Genomic DNA, 15,061 nt, shown 5'->3' on the forward strand with positions numbered 1-15,061 from the left:
TCAGGTCTTCATCAGCGGGGCGCGGGCGTCTTCCTTGGGGAAGATGCTGGCGAGGTCGGCATTCTGCCATTGCACGCCGACCGGGCGGCCATAGACGTTCTTGCCGTCGGGGCCGAACTTCACCTTGCCGCCGGGCGCCATCGCCGCATAACCCGAGGAGACGTCGAGCGTCGAGAGCGCCTCGCGGACCTTCTTCGGATCGGCAGAGGCGGCGCGCTCCAGCGCGTCAGCCAGCATGAAGGTCTGCGCGACCAGGCCGCCGGCATATTCGAACGCGAACTCGCCGGTCCGCTTCTTGAACTCGGCGTTGACCTTCTGCGCATCGTCGTTGACGTCGTGGTTCCAGTGCGCCACGCCCTGCAGGCCCTCGGCGGCCTTACCGACATTCTTGTAGAAGTCCGGCATCACGAAGCCGCCGGAACCGCCATTGATTGCGATGTTGAGCCCAACCTGCTTCACGGTGCGCACGATCAGGATGAGGTCGTTGAGATAGGACAGCGAGAACAGCGTGTTGGCGCCGGAGGCCTTGACCTTGTTGATCAGCGGGCTCGCATCGGTGAAGCCGGCCGAGTAGGGCTCGAACATCACGATCTCGACGCCTTCGCCGGGCGCCAGCTCCTTCAGCCCGTTCGAGGTCGAGGTGCCGAACGCGGTGTTCTCGAAGATCACGGCGACCTTGGCCTGCTCGCTGACCAGCTTGGCCATCTGCAACTGCGCCTTGGCGAATTGCGAGGCGCGCGCGAACGGCGTGAAGGTGTAGGTGCGTCCCTTGTTGAGCTGGTCGGAGCTCGATCCGGTGATGATCGGAACGTGAGCGCGCTCGCAGACCTCGCTCGCGATCAGGGTCAGCGCGCTGGCGTAGCAGCCATGGATCGCCGACAGTTTGTTGCCGGATATCAGGCGATCAGTTTCGGTGCGGGTCACCGTGGTGTCGCTCTGCACGTCGGAGACGATGAGGTTGAGCCTGGCGCCGCCGAGCGACTTGATGCCGCCGGCTTCGTTGACCATGTCGACCGCGAGCTTCGCTGCTGCAACGCAGCCGATGCCGATCTGCGCCATGCTGCCGGTGCTCGGATAGAGCGCGCCGATGTTGATCGGGTCGGCGGCCCAACCGCGCAACGGCACGGCGCCGAATGCGCCGGCCGCGAGCACGCCGCCCGTCTTGGCCAGGAACTTGCGGCGCGTCAGCTTCCGTGAGGCTTTGGTCGGCGCGGCATTATTAATGGCCGACGGCTTGCGGTCCCCTGTCATGGCGTTCCCCCTGTGCGACCACGGCACGGTTGCGCCGTCCGCGCGCTTATTATTTTTTGCTCAAGCGGGGCGCATAAGAGCACGTAATTCGTCAATCGCAAAGGCGATATCGGTCGCGTCATGGGGAAACGCGTTGCGACGGGTGCGTCGCAGCAATCGCCCGACGCGCGCGCTTCGTTGCGTGGCAGTTGCGCAGAACACTACGGCATTATTGACAATCGAATGACCCGACGGACCGGCGCAGCCCGACGGACCGGCGCAGATAGTGCCGACAGTCCGCCGGATCATTCAATTGGCCGCTGCAACTTCTATTCCGCGCTCGCCACCAGCTTGAAGCGCGGCTTGGCCTCCATCAGGCTGCGATAGGCGGCGAGATAGTCGAGCGCCATGCGGCGTGCGGTGAAGCGGGTCTCGAACTGCTTGCGGATCGCATCGCGGTTGAGCGTCGAAAGCCGGCCGACCGAGGAGATCGCGCTGATCTCGTCTTCGACGATGAAGCCGGTCAGCCCATCCTCGATGATCTCCGGCACCGAACCGCGGTTATACGCAATGACGGGCGTGCCGCAGGCCATCGCCTCGATCATCACGAGGCCGAACGGCTCCGGCCAATCGATTGGAACCAGGAGCCCGATCGCGCCGCTGAGAAAGTCCGGCTTCTCGCGGTCGCTGATCTCGCCGATGAACTCGACCAGCGGATTGTTGGTGATCTGCGGCTTGATCAACTCGTCGTAATATTCCTGGTCGGCGCGATCGACTTTGGCTGCGATCTTCAGCGGAATGCCGCAGCGGGTTGCGATCTTGATCGCGCGATCGACGCCCTTCTCCGGCGCGATGCGCCCGAGTACGGCGAGATAGGATTGCCTGGCCGGTTGCGGTGTCAGGAGATGCTCCGGCAGGCCGTGATGGATGGTGCGCACCCAGTGTGCCTGCGGCACCGGCCGGCGCTGCGCGTTGGAGATCGAGATCACCGGGACCTTGGAGAAAGTGTTGAAGACGGGCTGGTGCTCCGGCAGGTCGAGCCGTCCGTGCAGCGTGGTCACGAACGGCGTCGGCTGCCGCGCGAACAGCGACCACGGATAATAGTCGAGATGGAAATGCAGGAAGTCGAACTCGTCGTCGTCGGCTTTCTGCCGCACGCGCTCCAGCATCACCATGTGCAGCGCATTAGGGTCGCGGACGGAACCGTCGAGCCGCAGTGCCTTCGGCCAGGTCGCATCGAGCTTCGCGGAGGTCTGGGAATCGCCACTGGCGAACAACGTCACGTCATGTCCAAGTGTTACAAGTTCTTCGGTCAGCCAGTGCACGACCCGTTCGGTGCCGCCGTAGAGCTTGGGGGGAACAGCCTCCGTCAGCGGGGCAACCTGCGCGATGCGCATTTCTCCGTCTCCATGTTTGTAATGTGGATGAACCCTCAGCCCTCTGATGGCACCGACATGCCAAAGACGGGAACGTTCTCGCACGTGCGAGGTTCCTTAGATGTGAGAGATCTGCCGCTTCTTTCTTCCATCACACTGTGGTCTTGCTGATGCCATCACGCTCCAACAGGTTTTTGCCGACGCCAGCGTTGCAAAATTGTTGCGCACTAATGGCTGCATCAAGGAATCCCACCGCCGCCCTTCATGTCATCGTGCACGAGAGTGTCGACTAGAATTTTCTCGTTCACCTTCAACAGCTTTGCAGGACGTCATGGACCATCTGTCAGGATACGCGCATCGCCCATTCCCCTTTGTGCTGCGCTATCTGCGTCGGCGGCTGCCGTCGCATGTCGTGATTTTGTCGGCCGTCGTCGCGGCGGTTGCCTGCTCGGTAGGCACGCAGTACGGCGTGAAGAATCTGGTCGATGCGTTGTCGGCAGGGCCGTCGGCCGCGAGCGGCGTATGGCTGGCATTCGCTTTGCTCATGTCGCTGATCGCAGCCGACAACTTCCTGTGGCGGATCGCGAGCTGGACCGCGAGCTACACCTTCGTCAGCGTCAGCGGCGACCTTCGCCGTGACATGTTCCGGCATCTCACCGGCCACGCGCCAAGTTATTTCACGGATCGGCTGCCAGGCATGCTGACCAGCCGGATCACGGCAACGTCGAACGCGGTCTACACCGTCGAGAACATGTTCGTATGGAACGTGTTGCCGCCTTGCATCGCGACTTTCGCGGCCATCACCCTGGTTGGAACCGTCAGCCTGACAATGTCAGCAGTGCTGATCCTGATCGCGGGAACCATGGTGGTGGCGATGTTCCGCATGGCCGCCGCCGGCCGGCCGCTGCATGACGACTTCGCCAACAGGGCGGCGGCCGTGGATGGCGAAATGGTCGACGTCATCAACAACCTCCCGCTGGTGCGCGCGTTCTGCGGCCTCGGCTATGAGCACGACCGCTTCGACGCGACCGTCAATCGGGAACTCGTCGCGCGCGGCCGCTCCCTGCGCTATCTCGAAAAGCTCCGCCTGGTTCACGCCGGCGTGACCGTCATCCTGACCATCGCGATGCTGGCCTGGGCGCTCTCGCTCTGGCAGCAGGGCCAAGCCACCACCGGCGATGTCGTGCTGGTCTGCACGCTCGGCATCTCGATCCTCAGCGCCACCCGCGATCTCGCCGTTGCGCTAGTCGACGTCACCCAGCACGTCGCCCGCCTCACCGAAGCGCTGGCGACGCTGTTGCAGCCGCACGAGCTGAAGGACCATCCGGAGGCCGAAACGCTGGTCAAGAGCGGCGCGGCGATCGCATTCAACAATGTGTCGTTCCGCTATCCCGGCGGCTTGCAGGTGTTCGAGCGGTTCAGCCTGCGCATCCAGCCCGGCCAGCGGGTCGGTCTCGTCGGGCAGTCCGGCGGCGGCAAGTCAACACTGTTTACTCTTCTGCAGCGGTTCTATGACGTCGAACAGGGCAACATCACCATCGACGGCCAGGATATCTCCCGCGTCACCCAGCAGAGCCTGCGCGCGGCGATTTCGGTGGTGCCGCAGGACATCTCGCTGTTCCATCGTTCGATCCTCGAGAACATCCGCTACGGCCGGCCGGACGCCACCGACGACGAGGTGCTGCGGGCGGCGGTCGCGGCACGCTGTGACTTCATCGAAAGCCTGCCGGAGGGCATGAACACCATTGTCGGCGATCGCGGCGTCAAGGTCTCGGGCGGCCAGCGCCAGCGGATTGCGATCGCGCGTGCCTTCCTGAAGGACGCGCCGATCCTGCTGCTTGACGAGGCCACCGCGGCGCTCGATGCTGAATCCGAGGAGGCGATCCGCGAGGCGTTGTCGCGCCTGATGCGCGGGCGTACGGTGGTGGCGATCGCGCACCGGCTCGCGACGCTGCGCAGCTTCGACCGCGTGGTCGTGCTGCAGGGCGGCCGGATCGTCGAGGACGGTCCGCCCGATATCCTCGTGAAGGGCAGGGGCCCCTACCGCGACCTGGTCGCGCGCGAGATGGGGCGCCTCTCCACCAGCGCGGCCTGACCCCGCGTCATCGAAGCCTGTTCTTGCGTTCCAGTGCGTTCGTTCGAATCAGGAAAACGGCCAATAAAAGTCGCCAGAGGTTCAGATGGCAGCTGACGTCGTTACGCAGATCATCACTGCTCGCATCACGGAGCACGTCGCCGAATCGCCGTTCTACATTCCGATGACGGGCCCCGCGGCGCGGCCGCGGCGCTCGCTCAAGCATGACGACACTTTCATCGTGCTCGACAGCCACGGCGATATCGGAGCCTCGGCCGGTGGGCCGGACGGACTGTTCAATGCCGATACGCGCTACCTCGCGCGGCTGGAAATGGTGCTGGAGGACGTGCAGCCGTTGCTGCTCGGCTCCAACATGCGTGATGACAATTCGGCGTTGACGGTCGATCTCACCAATTCCGACGTCTATCGCGACGGCCGGCTCACGCTGCAGAAAGACACGCTGCATATCGTCCGCTCGATCTTCCTGTGGCGCGGCACCGCCTATCAGCGTATCGGCCTGCAGAACCACGGCGATCACACGGCAAGCTTCGATCTTTCGTTGCTGTTCGACAATGATTTCGCCGATCTGTTCGAGGTGCGCGGCGAGCGGCGGCCGCGGCGGGGCATCGGCTCGAGCAAGCTGCTCGGCCCGACCGACGTCGTGCTGGAATATTGCGGCCTCGACGAGCAGACGCGGATCACCGCGCTGCATTTCGATCCGCGGCCGACCCGGCTGTCGGTCAACGCCGCGACCTATCATTTTGATCTCGAGCCCGGGCAGGTGACCTCGCTGTTCGTCGCGGTGTCCTGCAACAAGCCGATCATGCAGAAGCCGGTGCCGTTCTTCCGCGGGCTGCTGGCGCATCGCCGCGAGATGCGGAACTCATCGGCCGGCGCCGCCAGCATCGAGACCTCGAACAACATCTTCAACGAGGTGCTGTGCCAGGCGATGGCCGACCTCAACATGCTGATGACGGAGACGCCGCAGGGCCGTTATCCCTATGCCGGCATTCCCTGGTATTCGACGACGTTTGGCCGCGACGGGCTGATCACCGCGCTGCAGATGCTGTGGCTCGATCCGCGGATCGCCAAGGGCGTGCTGAAGCGGCTTGCGCTGTTCCAGGCCAAGGCGGTCGATCCGCTGTCCGATGCTGCGCCGGGCAAGATCCTGCACGAGATGCGCGGCGGCGAGATGGCCGCGCTGCGCGAGGTGCCGTTCGCGCATTACTACGGCAGCGTCGATTCGACCCCACTGTTCGTGCTGCTCGCCGGGCTTTATTTGGAGCGCACCGGCGACTTGGAGACGTTGCGCGAGCTGTGGCCGGCGGTCGAGGCCGGCTTGCAATGGATCGACGGTCCGGGCGATCCGGATCGCGATGGATTCATTGAGTACCAGCGCGCGACCGATGAAGGGCTCCGCAATCAAGGCTGGAAGGACTCCTTCGACGCCATCTTCCACGCCGACGGCACGCTTGCCGAGGGCAATATCGCGCTGGCGGAAGTGCAGGGTTATGTTTTCGCCGGCAAGCAGCTGGCAGCGCGCGCGGCGCGCCGGCTGGGCTTTACGGACAAGGCCGCCAAGCTCGATGCCGAAGCCGAGCGGCTGCGCGAGCAGTTCGAGCAGGCATTCTGGTGCGAGGAGCTCGGCACCTACGCGCTGGCGCTCGATGGCGCCAAGCAGCCGTGCAGGGTGCGTACGTCGAATGCCGGACAGACATTGTTTTCGGGTATGGTGCGGGAAGATCGTGCGCGACGGGTCGCCGCCGATTTGATGAGCCAGAAATTCTTCTCGGGCTGGGGCATCCGCACCGTCGCCGCGGGGGAAGCGCGCTACAATCCGATGTCCTATCACGACGGCTCGATCTGGCCGCATGACAATGCGCTGATCGCGCTCGGCTTCGCGCGCTACGGCTTGAAACATTCGGTCGCGCATCTGTTCAAGGGCCTGTTCGATGCAGCGAGCTATATGGAGCTGCGGCGGTTGCCCGAGCTGTTCTGCGGCTTCCGCCGCGAGCGCCGGCGCGGCCCGGTGCTTTATCCGGTGGCCTGTGCACCGCAGGCTTGGGCGAGCGCGACGCCGTTCACGCTGCTGGAGGCCGCGCTTGGCCTCGAGTTCGACATCGCGCGCGGGGAGATCCGCCTGCGCGATCCGCGGCTGCCGGAATTCCTCAACGACGTGGTGCTGCGCGACCTCAGGCTCGGCGCGTCCAGCGTCGATCTGCGGCTGCGCCGCCATGGCGACGAGGTGTCACTCGAGGTGCTGCGCACGCGCGGCCAGATCCAGGTGTCGATCGTGCTGACGCATTGAGCGTCGTCGCACGGCAGGCGCGCGCCGGAAAATCGTGGGGAGAGTAGGATGCGTTTGAGGATCATGGTGATGCTGGTCGCAGCGGCGCTGCTGACATGCGCTGGTGTCCGCGCCGCCGATGATGAATCGCCGTCGCCGACGCCATCGCCGCCGGCGGAGCAGGCGCCGCCAGCAACCCAGGCGCCGCCAGCAACGCAGGCGCCGTCGGCCACGCCCGCGCCGCCGGCAGCCTCCGCGGTACCGAAGGAGCCGTCCAAAGAATCGTCCAAGGAGCCATCGCCACCACCCTCGGTGACGGTGATCGGTGCGCGCGATGCGCACGGCATTCTCGGGCGCGACGTGCGCAGTTCCGCCAATGAGGACATGGGGCGGATCGTCGACGTCATCGTCGATCGCGATGGCAAGGTCCGCGCCGCGGTGATCGATTTCGGCGGCTTCCTCGGCGTCGGCAGCCGCAAGATCGTGGTCGATTGGAACGCGCTGCGTTTCGCCGGCGTTTCCAGCAAGAGCGACAGCATCACGCTGGACCTGAACAAGCAGCAGGTGAGCGCTGCGCCGGAATACAAGGAAGATACGCCGCTGATCGTGCTCGGCGCGGCCGGCAATCTCCATCCATGGGACTACGAACATTAGGGGGCCAAAGCTGGTCGCGCGTCCGAACTCTTCCTTCGAGACGGTTGGCGACGATCGTGGCGAGCGATCTGCCGGCGGCGCCAACGTTGTGTCAATTGTTCCCAATCAGCCCAATCCAGAGCAGCCGCGCCGGCCGTCGCGCGAAAGCCAGCGCGGGCTCGACTGGTTCATCTTCTTCCTGGCCGACGTGCAGACCGGCTTCGGCCCCTTCATCGCGGTCTATTTGACGACGCAGAAATGGACCCAGGTCGAGATCGGCTTCGTGCTCTCGATCGGCGGCATCATCGGCCTCTTGGGCCAGGTGCCCGGCGGCGCGATCGTCGACGCAGCACGCTCGGAGCGGGTGGTCGCGGGTTGGGCGGTCGCCGCCATCGGCGCCGCCGCGCTTGCCTACGCGCTCTGGCCGATCTTTCCGGTGGTGACGCTTGCCGCGATACTGCACGCGCTCGCAAGCTGCGTGCTAGGTCCGGCGATCGCCGCGATCAGCCTCGGCCTGGTCGGGCCGCTGGCGATCGGCGAGCGGCTCGGCCGCAATGCGCGCTTTGCCTCGCTCGGCAGCGGCTCGGCCGCGGCGTTGATGGGCGCCTGCGGCTATTTCCTGTCGAGCCGATCGGTGTTCCTCGTGACCTTCATCCTGGCGATCCCGACGTTGCTGTCGCTGGCGCGGATCCGCGAGCGCGAGATCGACAATGCGCAGGCCCATGGCGAGGTGAAGCGCGAGATTCCGGACAAACGAGCGACTAGTATCATCGGTCTGGTGCGACAGCGGTCGCTCCTGATCTTTGCCGGCGCGATGATGCTGTTCCAGCTCGCCAATGCCGCGATGCTGCCGCTGATGGCAGGCGTCGTCACGACACGGTCGAGCCAATGGGCGCCGGTCCTGATCGCGGCTTGCATCATCGTGCCGCAAGCGATTGTCGCGCTGTGCTCGCCGTCGGTCGGCCGCAAGGCGCAGGCCTGGGGCCGGCGGCCGCTGCTGCTGATCGCGTTCGCCGCGCTGGCGATCCGCGGTCTGTTGTTCGCAACGGTGCGGGATCCTTACCTGCTGGTCATGGTGCAGATCTTCGACGGCATCACCGCGGCGATCTTCAGCGTCATGGTGCCGCTGATCGTGGCCGACGTGGCGTTCGGCAGCGGCCATTTCAACCTGGCGCAGGGCATCGTCGGAACCGCGGTCGGGATCGGCGCGTCGCTCAGTACGGTGCTGGCCGGCTATGTCAGCGACAAGCTCGGCAGCAGCACCGCCTTCATGGGGCTGGCCGGCGTCGCCGCGCTGGGGTTGTTCATGATCTGGCTGGTAATGCCGGAGACGCGGCGGACGGCATGACGCAGGCAGGTTTGGCCCTGCGGCGCTCTTCCTCCTGCATGCGCAGTCATATATGAGTGATTTGCTGGCGGAACGAGCCGGTAGTCCCGTGGATTAATCAATCCAAAATCGTGATCTGGTAGGGATCGACGCAGCGCGGGCAGGCATTTCGACCGAGGAATCGCATGGTAAATCGAACGACGACGGCGCAAATCACCGGAGCGATGCGGCGTTGGGGGCCTCCCGCCTTTGTGACCTTCGCGGCGATGGTCACACTTGCGTCATTGACCGGCGGCGTCGCGGCAAAGCAGCAGCGTCCTGCAGCAACGGTCGAGGCGACCGCGCCGCGCGCCGCGGGCGAGCCGATCATGGCGATCGTGTCGATCAAGGCCCAGAAGGTGACCTTCTACGACGCCGACGGCTGGATCTACCGCGCACCGGTGTCGAGCGGCGTCAAGGGACGCGAGACGCCGGCCGGTGTCTTTGCGCTGATCGAGAAGGACAAGGACCACCACTCGACCCTTTATGACGATGCCTGGATGCCGAACATGCAGCGCATCACCTGGAACGGCATCGCGCTGCATGGCGGTCCGTTGCCCGGTTATGCCGCCTCGCACGGTTGCGTGCGGATGCCTTACGACTTTGCCGAGAAGCTGTTCGACAGGACACGGATCGGGATGCGGGTGATCATCGCGCCGAACGATCCCGCCCCGGAGGATTTCACCCATCCCGCGCTGTTCGTGCCGAACGCCCAGGCCATCGCGGCGGCACCGGCACGCGCCGAGACGCTGTCCCGCGAAGCCGCGGATGCCGCCAAGGTGGCCGACGAGGCAAAGAAGGCTTCCGTGGCCGCGACGAAGGAAGCCGCCTTGTTCACACCGGCATCATTGCGCAAGCTGGAAAAGGCCAAGATCCGTGCCGAGGCCGAGCTTGCGTTCGCCGACAAGACCCTCGCCAATGCCAAGACCGACCAAGCCAAGGCACGCGCCGAGGATCTGAAGCAGAAGGCCGCCGCCAAGGCCGCCGAAGCGACGACGCAGTTCGAGGCGGCCCAGGGCGACGCCAAGCCGAAGCTCGACGCCGCAGCGGCCGCAAAGGACGCCGCCAAGGCGGCCGAGATCAAGAAGGCCGACACCCAGAAGGCGGCAACCGAGGCGAAACTCGCGCTTGAGCCGGTGTCAGTCTACATCAGCCGCGCGACGCAGAAGCTTTACGTCCGGCGCAACACCCATAAGCCCTGGGCCGATGGCGGCGAGGTGTTTGATTCAAGCATCGAGGTTCCCGTCACCATTCGCGATCCGGACCAGCCGATCGGCACGCATATCTTCACGGCGATGGCCCGCAATAACGACGGCAGCCTGCGCTGGACCGAGGTGACGATCGACGACGGCGACAATGCCAAGAACGCGCTCGACCGCGTCACCATCCCGCAAGATGTGCTCGATCGCATTGCGCCGACCGCCGTGCCGCGCTCATCGATCATCATCTCGGACGAGCCGCTGAGCGCCGAGACCAACTACCGCACCGAGTTCGTTGCCGTGCTGAGCAACCAGCCCCAGGGCGGTTTCATCACACGCAAGCCGACCCGGCCGATGGAACCCGACGACATGGTTGCGAGCGGGGACGGGGATGGTTTCGGCTTCTTCTCTCAGCGCAGCTGGAATCCCCAGTTCGGCACCCAATACGGCTATCCCCAATACGGCAATCCGCAAGCACCGACCCAGTACGGTTCCCCCTATTACGGCAATCCCCAAGCCGCCAATCCGCGTCGCCGCGGCGGCCAGAATTACTGGCAGTCGCAGCAGGACTGGTAGCAGGGCGCTGCGGCGGGATCAGCGAACACTCTGCGTGTCGGACGGCGGTGTGACACCGCCGTCCAATCGCGTTGGCGCCGTCACGGGCGAGCTTCCAGGATCAGGTTGAACGGCGTTTCTGCCGCGCGGCGGAAACGTGAGAAGCCACCCTGCCGCGCCACCTCGCGCAACCGGGTCTCCCCGGCCTGCGCGCCGAGTGCAAGCCCGACCTCCTGATCCAGCGACGCCGGCGTGCAGATCATCGTCGACGCCGCGTAGTAGACGCGCCCGATCGGATTGAGATTGTCCTCCAGCCGGTCGTTGGCGAACGGCTCGATCAGCATGCAGGTGCCGTCGTCAGCGAGGGTGGAGCGGGTATGCCTGAGCGCGCCGACCGGATCTCCCATGTCGTGCAGGCAATCGAAGAAGCACACCAGGTCATACCTGTTGGCTGGGAAGTCCTTGGCGGAGTGCGTCTGGAAATGGACGCGGTCCGACAATCCCGCCTCCTTCGTGGCCATCCGCGCCGTCTGGATCGAGCCGTCGTGATAGTCGAAGCCGTAGAAGGTCGATTTCGGAAACGCCTCCGCCATCAACCGGGTCGAGACGCCGTGGCCACAGCCGACATCGGCGACGACCGCGCCCTTCTTCAGCTTGTCGACGACGCCTTCGAGCGCCGGCAGCCATTCCTGCACCAGATAGTGCTTGTAGCTGGTGCGGAAGAACCGGGCGGTGCCGCAGAACAGGCACTCGCTGCGCTCGTTCCAGCCGACGCCCTTGCCGGTCTTGAACGCGTCGGTGATTTTCGGCTCGTCAAGAAAAGTCGCTCCGACAAGGCTTCCGACGGCGCCGAGGAAGACCGGGCTGTCCTCCTGGGCGAGCGCGAGCGCCTGCTCGGGCAGCATCGAGAATTTTCCGGTGGCGCTGTCATACTCGACGTAACCGGAAGCGGCCTGCGCCGAGAGCCATTCCTGAACGTAACGCCCGGCTGTTCCTGTTGCCTTGGCCAAGGCCGCCGCGTTCATCGGTCCTTGCTGGGCGAGAGCCTTGTAGAGTCCGAGCTTGTCGCCCAGCAGCATCAGCGAGGCGTTCATCGCCGCGCCGACATCGCCAATCATCTTTCCCATGAATGAATTAAGACGCTCCTCGTTGACGTCCATGATGTCGCTCCATCGCAATTGGGTTTTTGCAAAAAGTCCATCATTGCCAATTTCATGTGTGCGCTATCGTCCAGGCAGAAGGCCTTGGGCGCCGACATGATCGCACGAATGGGGTCGGCGGCGCAGGCTGAATGTCACAAGGCGGCTGGGATACCAGCTTGGCGACTTCACAAGCCTGCGAGGCGGACGCCTTACGCTGCTGCCCGCGGCATGATGAGCTTCCTGTACAGCGCGCCGTAGCAGGCGGCCGACAGGTCCCAGCTGTAGGACTTGGCCATCGCGCTGGCGCGCATGGCATTGAGGCGATCCTTGGCGCGATAGGCGTCGAAGGCGCGCCTGACGCCGCCGAGGAAGGATTCCGCTGACGGCTGCGAGAACAGAAAGCCGGTCTCGCCGTCGGCGATGGTCTCCGCCAGCCCGCCGGTCTGGTGGCCGATCGGCAGCGAGCCGAAGCGCTGCGCATACATCTGGCTGAGGCCGCAGGGCTCGAAGCGCGACGGCATCAGGGTGAAGTCGCTGCCGGCGAAGATCCGGCGCGCCTGCGCGTCGTTGAAGCCGATGATGACGCCGATCGCGTCGGGCCGGCGCCGGTGCGCGGCCACCAGCGCGTCTTCGATCGCGGGTTCGCCGCTGCCGGTGACGACGATCTGTCCGCCGTCCCGGATGATCTCGTCGGCGGCCGACAGCACGAGGTCGACGCCCTTCTGATGCACGAGCCGCGCAACCAGGCCGAAGATCGGCCCGCGCGAGACCGCAAGGCCGAACTGCCGGCGGACGTAGTCGGCGTTGGCCTGCTTGCCCTTCCAGTCGCCGGCACCGAACGGCTGCGCGAGCTGTGCGCAGTGGCGTGGGTCCCAGCTCTCGTCGATGCCGTTGAGGATGCCGGTCAGCTGGTCGGCGTCGGAGCGCACGCGGAGCAGACCTTCGAGCCCGCAGCCGAGCTCGGCGGTCGTGATCTCCCTCGCATAGGTCGCGCTGACCGTGGTCAGATGCGAGGCGTAGACGAGGCCGCCCTTGAGGAAGGACAGCTTGTCGTAGAACTCCAGCCCGTCGATGTGGAACGAGCTCTCCGGTGCGCCGATCCGTCGCAGCGAGTCGCGCGGAAACAGGCCCTGATAGGCGAGATTGTGGATGGTCAGGATCGACGGAATCCGTAGCTCACGCCATGCGAGGTAGGCGGGTGTGAGCGCGGCCTGCCAGTCGTTGGCGTGAACGAGGTCCGCTGCCCAATTCTTGTCCAGCGTTCCGGCTGCAAGTTCGGCAGCGGCGGAGGCAAAGCGGCCGAAGCGGATGTCGTTGTCGGGCCAATCGCGGCCGGACTCGTCGCCATAGGGATTGCCCGGCCGGTCGTAGAGCTGCGGACACAGCAGCACATAGACTGGCAGCCCGTCCTTGGTCGAGGCGCGCCCGAGCGTGCAGGCCGGCATTTCGGCGAGGGCCTCGCAATGTCCAACGATTTCAATATGAGTGAACTGTTCGACCACGTCCCGGTAGCCGGGAAGCATGATCCTGACGTCGCTCCAGGGGCGGAGCGCCCGGGGAAGTGCGGCGGAAACGGCGCCGAGCCCGCCCACGCGGACGAAATCGTCCATCTCCGTCGTGACGAATAAGACCTTCAACAAGCGCCCTCATTCCAGCCCGTGACAGGGCTCATGCAAGATCGGGTCCAATCTGCCTTTGAGTAAAATGCAAGACGGCCCGCGGTCCCGGTCTGGACGAGACGCTTTCCTGCCAGGGCGGCTCACTTTAGGGTCGCGCGACGCCGAACAATGGAAACGACGAAGCTGGAGGAAGCCTTGGCAACGACAATAGCCGCCGACGATGAGGGGAATTTGACACGGAGCTTTGACGGCCTTCGCGTGCTCGATTTTTCGACCACGATCGCCGGACCTCATTGCACGCGGATGCTTGCCGACATGGGCGCGGAGGTGATCAAGATCGAGCCCGCCGAAGGCGAGACGATGCGGACGCGGCCGCCGCTGCGCAACCATTGCTCGACGGCGTTCGGCCAGCTCAATATCGGCAAGCACAGCCTCGTGCTCGACCTGAAGTCGCCGGCCGGCGTCGAAGCCGTGCGCCGGCTGATCGCGACCGCCGACGTGCTGGTGGAGAATTTCCGCCCCGGCGTGATGCGGCGCCTGAAGCTCGACTATGCCTCGATCCGCGACATCAATCCGAAGCTGGTCTTCTGCTCGATCTCCGGCTACGGCCAGACCGGCCCGTCGGCGGAATTGCCGGCCTATGCCCCGGTGATCCATGCCGCGTCGGGCTACGAGATGGCGCATCTCGCCTATCAACCGGGCCGCACCCGGCCGGATTATTGCGGAATCTACCATGCCGACGTGCTGACCGGGGTCTACGCCTTCGGGGCGATCTCGGCGGCGCTTTATCAGCGCGGAGCGAGCGGCAAGGGCCAGCATATCGACGTCTCGATGCTGGAATCGATGCTGAGCCTGACCCTGAACGAGCTGCAGTGGTCGCAATTCGAGGTGAAGCAAACCCAGCGGCCGATGTTCGGCCCGATCGAGACCAGCAACGGTTACGTGATGGTGGCGATCGCCAGCGAGAAGACGTTCCAGAACCTGATGCAGGTGATCGGCCGGCCGGAATGGGTGTCCGATCCGCGATTCGCCAGATATTCCGATCGGCGGGAGAATTGGGCGGGCTTGATGGAGGGCGTGGAGGCGTGGTCGCGATCGGTCGACACGCAGGCCTGTCTTGCTGCGCTCAATGAATATGGCGTGCCGTCGTCGGCCTATCGCACGGTGCGCGAGGCGCTCGCCGATCCGCAAATCGCCCATCGCGGTGCGCTGGCCGAGGTCGAGGACGGCGGCGGCAGCTTCAAGGTGCTCAACCTGCCGTTCCGGATGTCCGGCGCTGCGGTCGGCGCGCGCAAGCGGATGTCGACACTCGGCGAGCACACGCGGTCCTATCTGAAGGAGATCGGCCTCTCCGAGGATCAGATCGCAGGCTTCGCAGCGCGACCGGCTAACACGGCGAGCAGTTAAGCCTGCGGCTTTTCATCCGTTTTACGGTCTTGTCGTGCGCGGCGATTCCGGACAAGCTGCTTGCCAACGTACGACGATCCGGAACACCGGACGTCGCCCACTTGGGAGGGAGCATCGATGAAGCTGGCCAGGCGCGCGCACGCAGTTGCGCGTATATTTCTTGTGGCGGGATT

General features: G+C 65.0%; 10 protein-coding genes. 6 read left to right on the forward strand and 4 right to left on the reverse strand.

The window, feature by feature from the left end; translation table 11 throughout:
• Nucleotides 1–1,251, reverse strand: a complete 1,251-nt coding sequence (locus tag AKN83_RS29390; RefSeq protein ID WP_050405917.1) for an ABC transporter substrate-binding protein — start codon at nt 1,249–1,251, stop codon at nt 1–3.
• A gap of 308 nt (nt 1,252–1,559) precedes the next feature.
• Nucleotides 1,560–2,627, reverse strand: a complete 1,068-nt coding sequence (locus AKN83_RS29395; RefSeq protein WP_050405918.1) for a glycosyltransferase family 4 protein — start codon at nt 2,625–2,627, stop codon at nt 1,560–1,562.
• A gap of 310 nt (nt 2,628–2,937) precedes the next feature.
• Here AKN83_RS29395 and AKN83_RS29400 point away from each other — a divergent pair, with 310 nt between their 5' ends.
• The 5 genes from AKN83_RS29400 to AKN83_RS29420 all read left to right on the forward strand — a co-directional run bounded on the left by AKN83_RS29400 (nt 2,938) and on the right by AKN83_RS29420 (nt 10,741).
• Nucleotides 2,938–4,701: an ABC transporter ATP-binding protein gene (locus AKN83_RS29400; protein WP_050405919.1), complete on the forward strand. Its 1,764-nt coding sequence runs from the start codon at nt 2,938–2,940 to the stop codon at nt 4,699–4,701.
• An 85-nt stretch (nt 4,702–4,786) separates the two neighbouring features.
• Nucleotides 4,787–6,988: an amylo-alpha-1,6-glucosidase gene (locus AKN83_RS29405; RefSeq protein WP_050405920.1), complete on the forward strand. Its 2,202-nt coding sequence runs from the start codon at nt 4,787–4,789 to the stop codon at nt 6,986–6,988.
• Between the two features lie 48 nt (nt 6,989–7,036).
• Nucleotides 7,037–7,621, forward strand: a complete 585-nt coding sequence (locus AKN83_RS29410) for a PRC-barrel domain-containing protein (protein WP_063695583.1) — start codon at nt 7,037–7,039, stop codon at nt 7,619–7,621.
• A gap of 88 nt (nt 7,622–7,709) precedes the next feature.
• Complete coding sequence (locus tag AKN83_RS29415; protein WP_050405921.1) at nt 7,710–8,948, forward strand: MFS transporter; 1,239 nt, start codon at nt 7,710–7,712, stop codon at nt 8,946–8,948.
• A 245-nt stretch (nt 8,949–9,193) separates the two neighbouring features.
• Nucleotides 9,194–10,741 (forward strand): L,D-transpeptidase, encoded by a 1,548-nt coding sequence (locus AKN83_RS29420; RefSeq protein WP_244522154.1) that lies wholly within the window; start codon nt 9,194–9,196, stop codon nt 10,739–10,741.
• 80 nt (nt 10,742–10,821) lie between these two features.
• Here AKN83_RS29420 and AKN83_RS29425 read toward each other — a convergent pair whose 3' ends face one another.
• Nucleotides 10,822–11,880, reverse strand: a complete 1,059-nt coding sequence (locus AKN83_RS29425; protein ID WP_050405923.1) for a class I SAM-dependent methyltransferase — start codon at nt 11,878–11,880, stop codon at nt 10,822–10,824.
• A gap of 191 nt (nt 11,881–12,071) precedes the next feature.
• Nucleotides 12,072–13,499 (reverse strand): glycogen synthase GlgA, encoded by a 1,428-nt coding sequence (gene glgA, locus AKN83_RS29430; RefSeq protein WP_050405924.1) that lies wholly within the window; start codon nt 13,497–13,499, stop codon nt 12,072–12,074.
• Between the two features lie 150 nt (nt 13,500–13,649).
• Between glgA and AKN83_RS29435 the strand changes: the two genes are divergently transcribed.
• The gene (locus AKN83_RS29435) at nt 13,650–14,888 is read left to right on the forward strand and encodes a CaiB/BaiF CoA transferase family protein (protein ID WP_050405925.1); all 1,239 of its coding nucleotides are present in this window, start codon (nt 13,650–13,652) and stop codon (nt 14,886–14,888) included.
• The last annotated feature ends 173 nt before the right edge of the window (nt 14,889–15,061 follow it).

The sequence above is a fragment of the Bradyrhizobium embrapense genome, assembly GCF_001189235.2.
GTDB lineage: Bacteria > Pseudomonadota > Alphaproteobacteria > Rhizobiales > Xanthobacteraceae > Bradyrhizobium > Bradyrhizobium embrapense.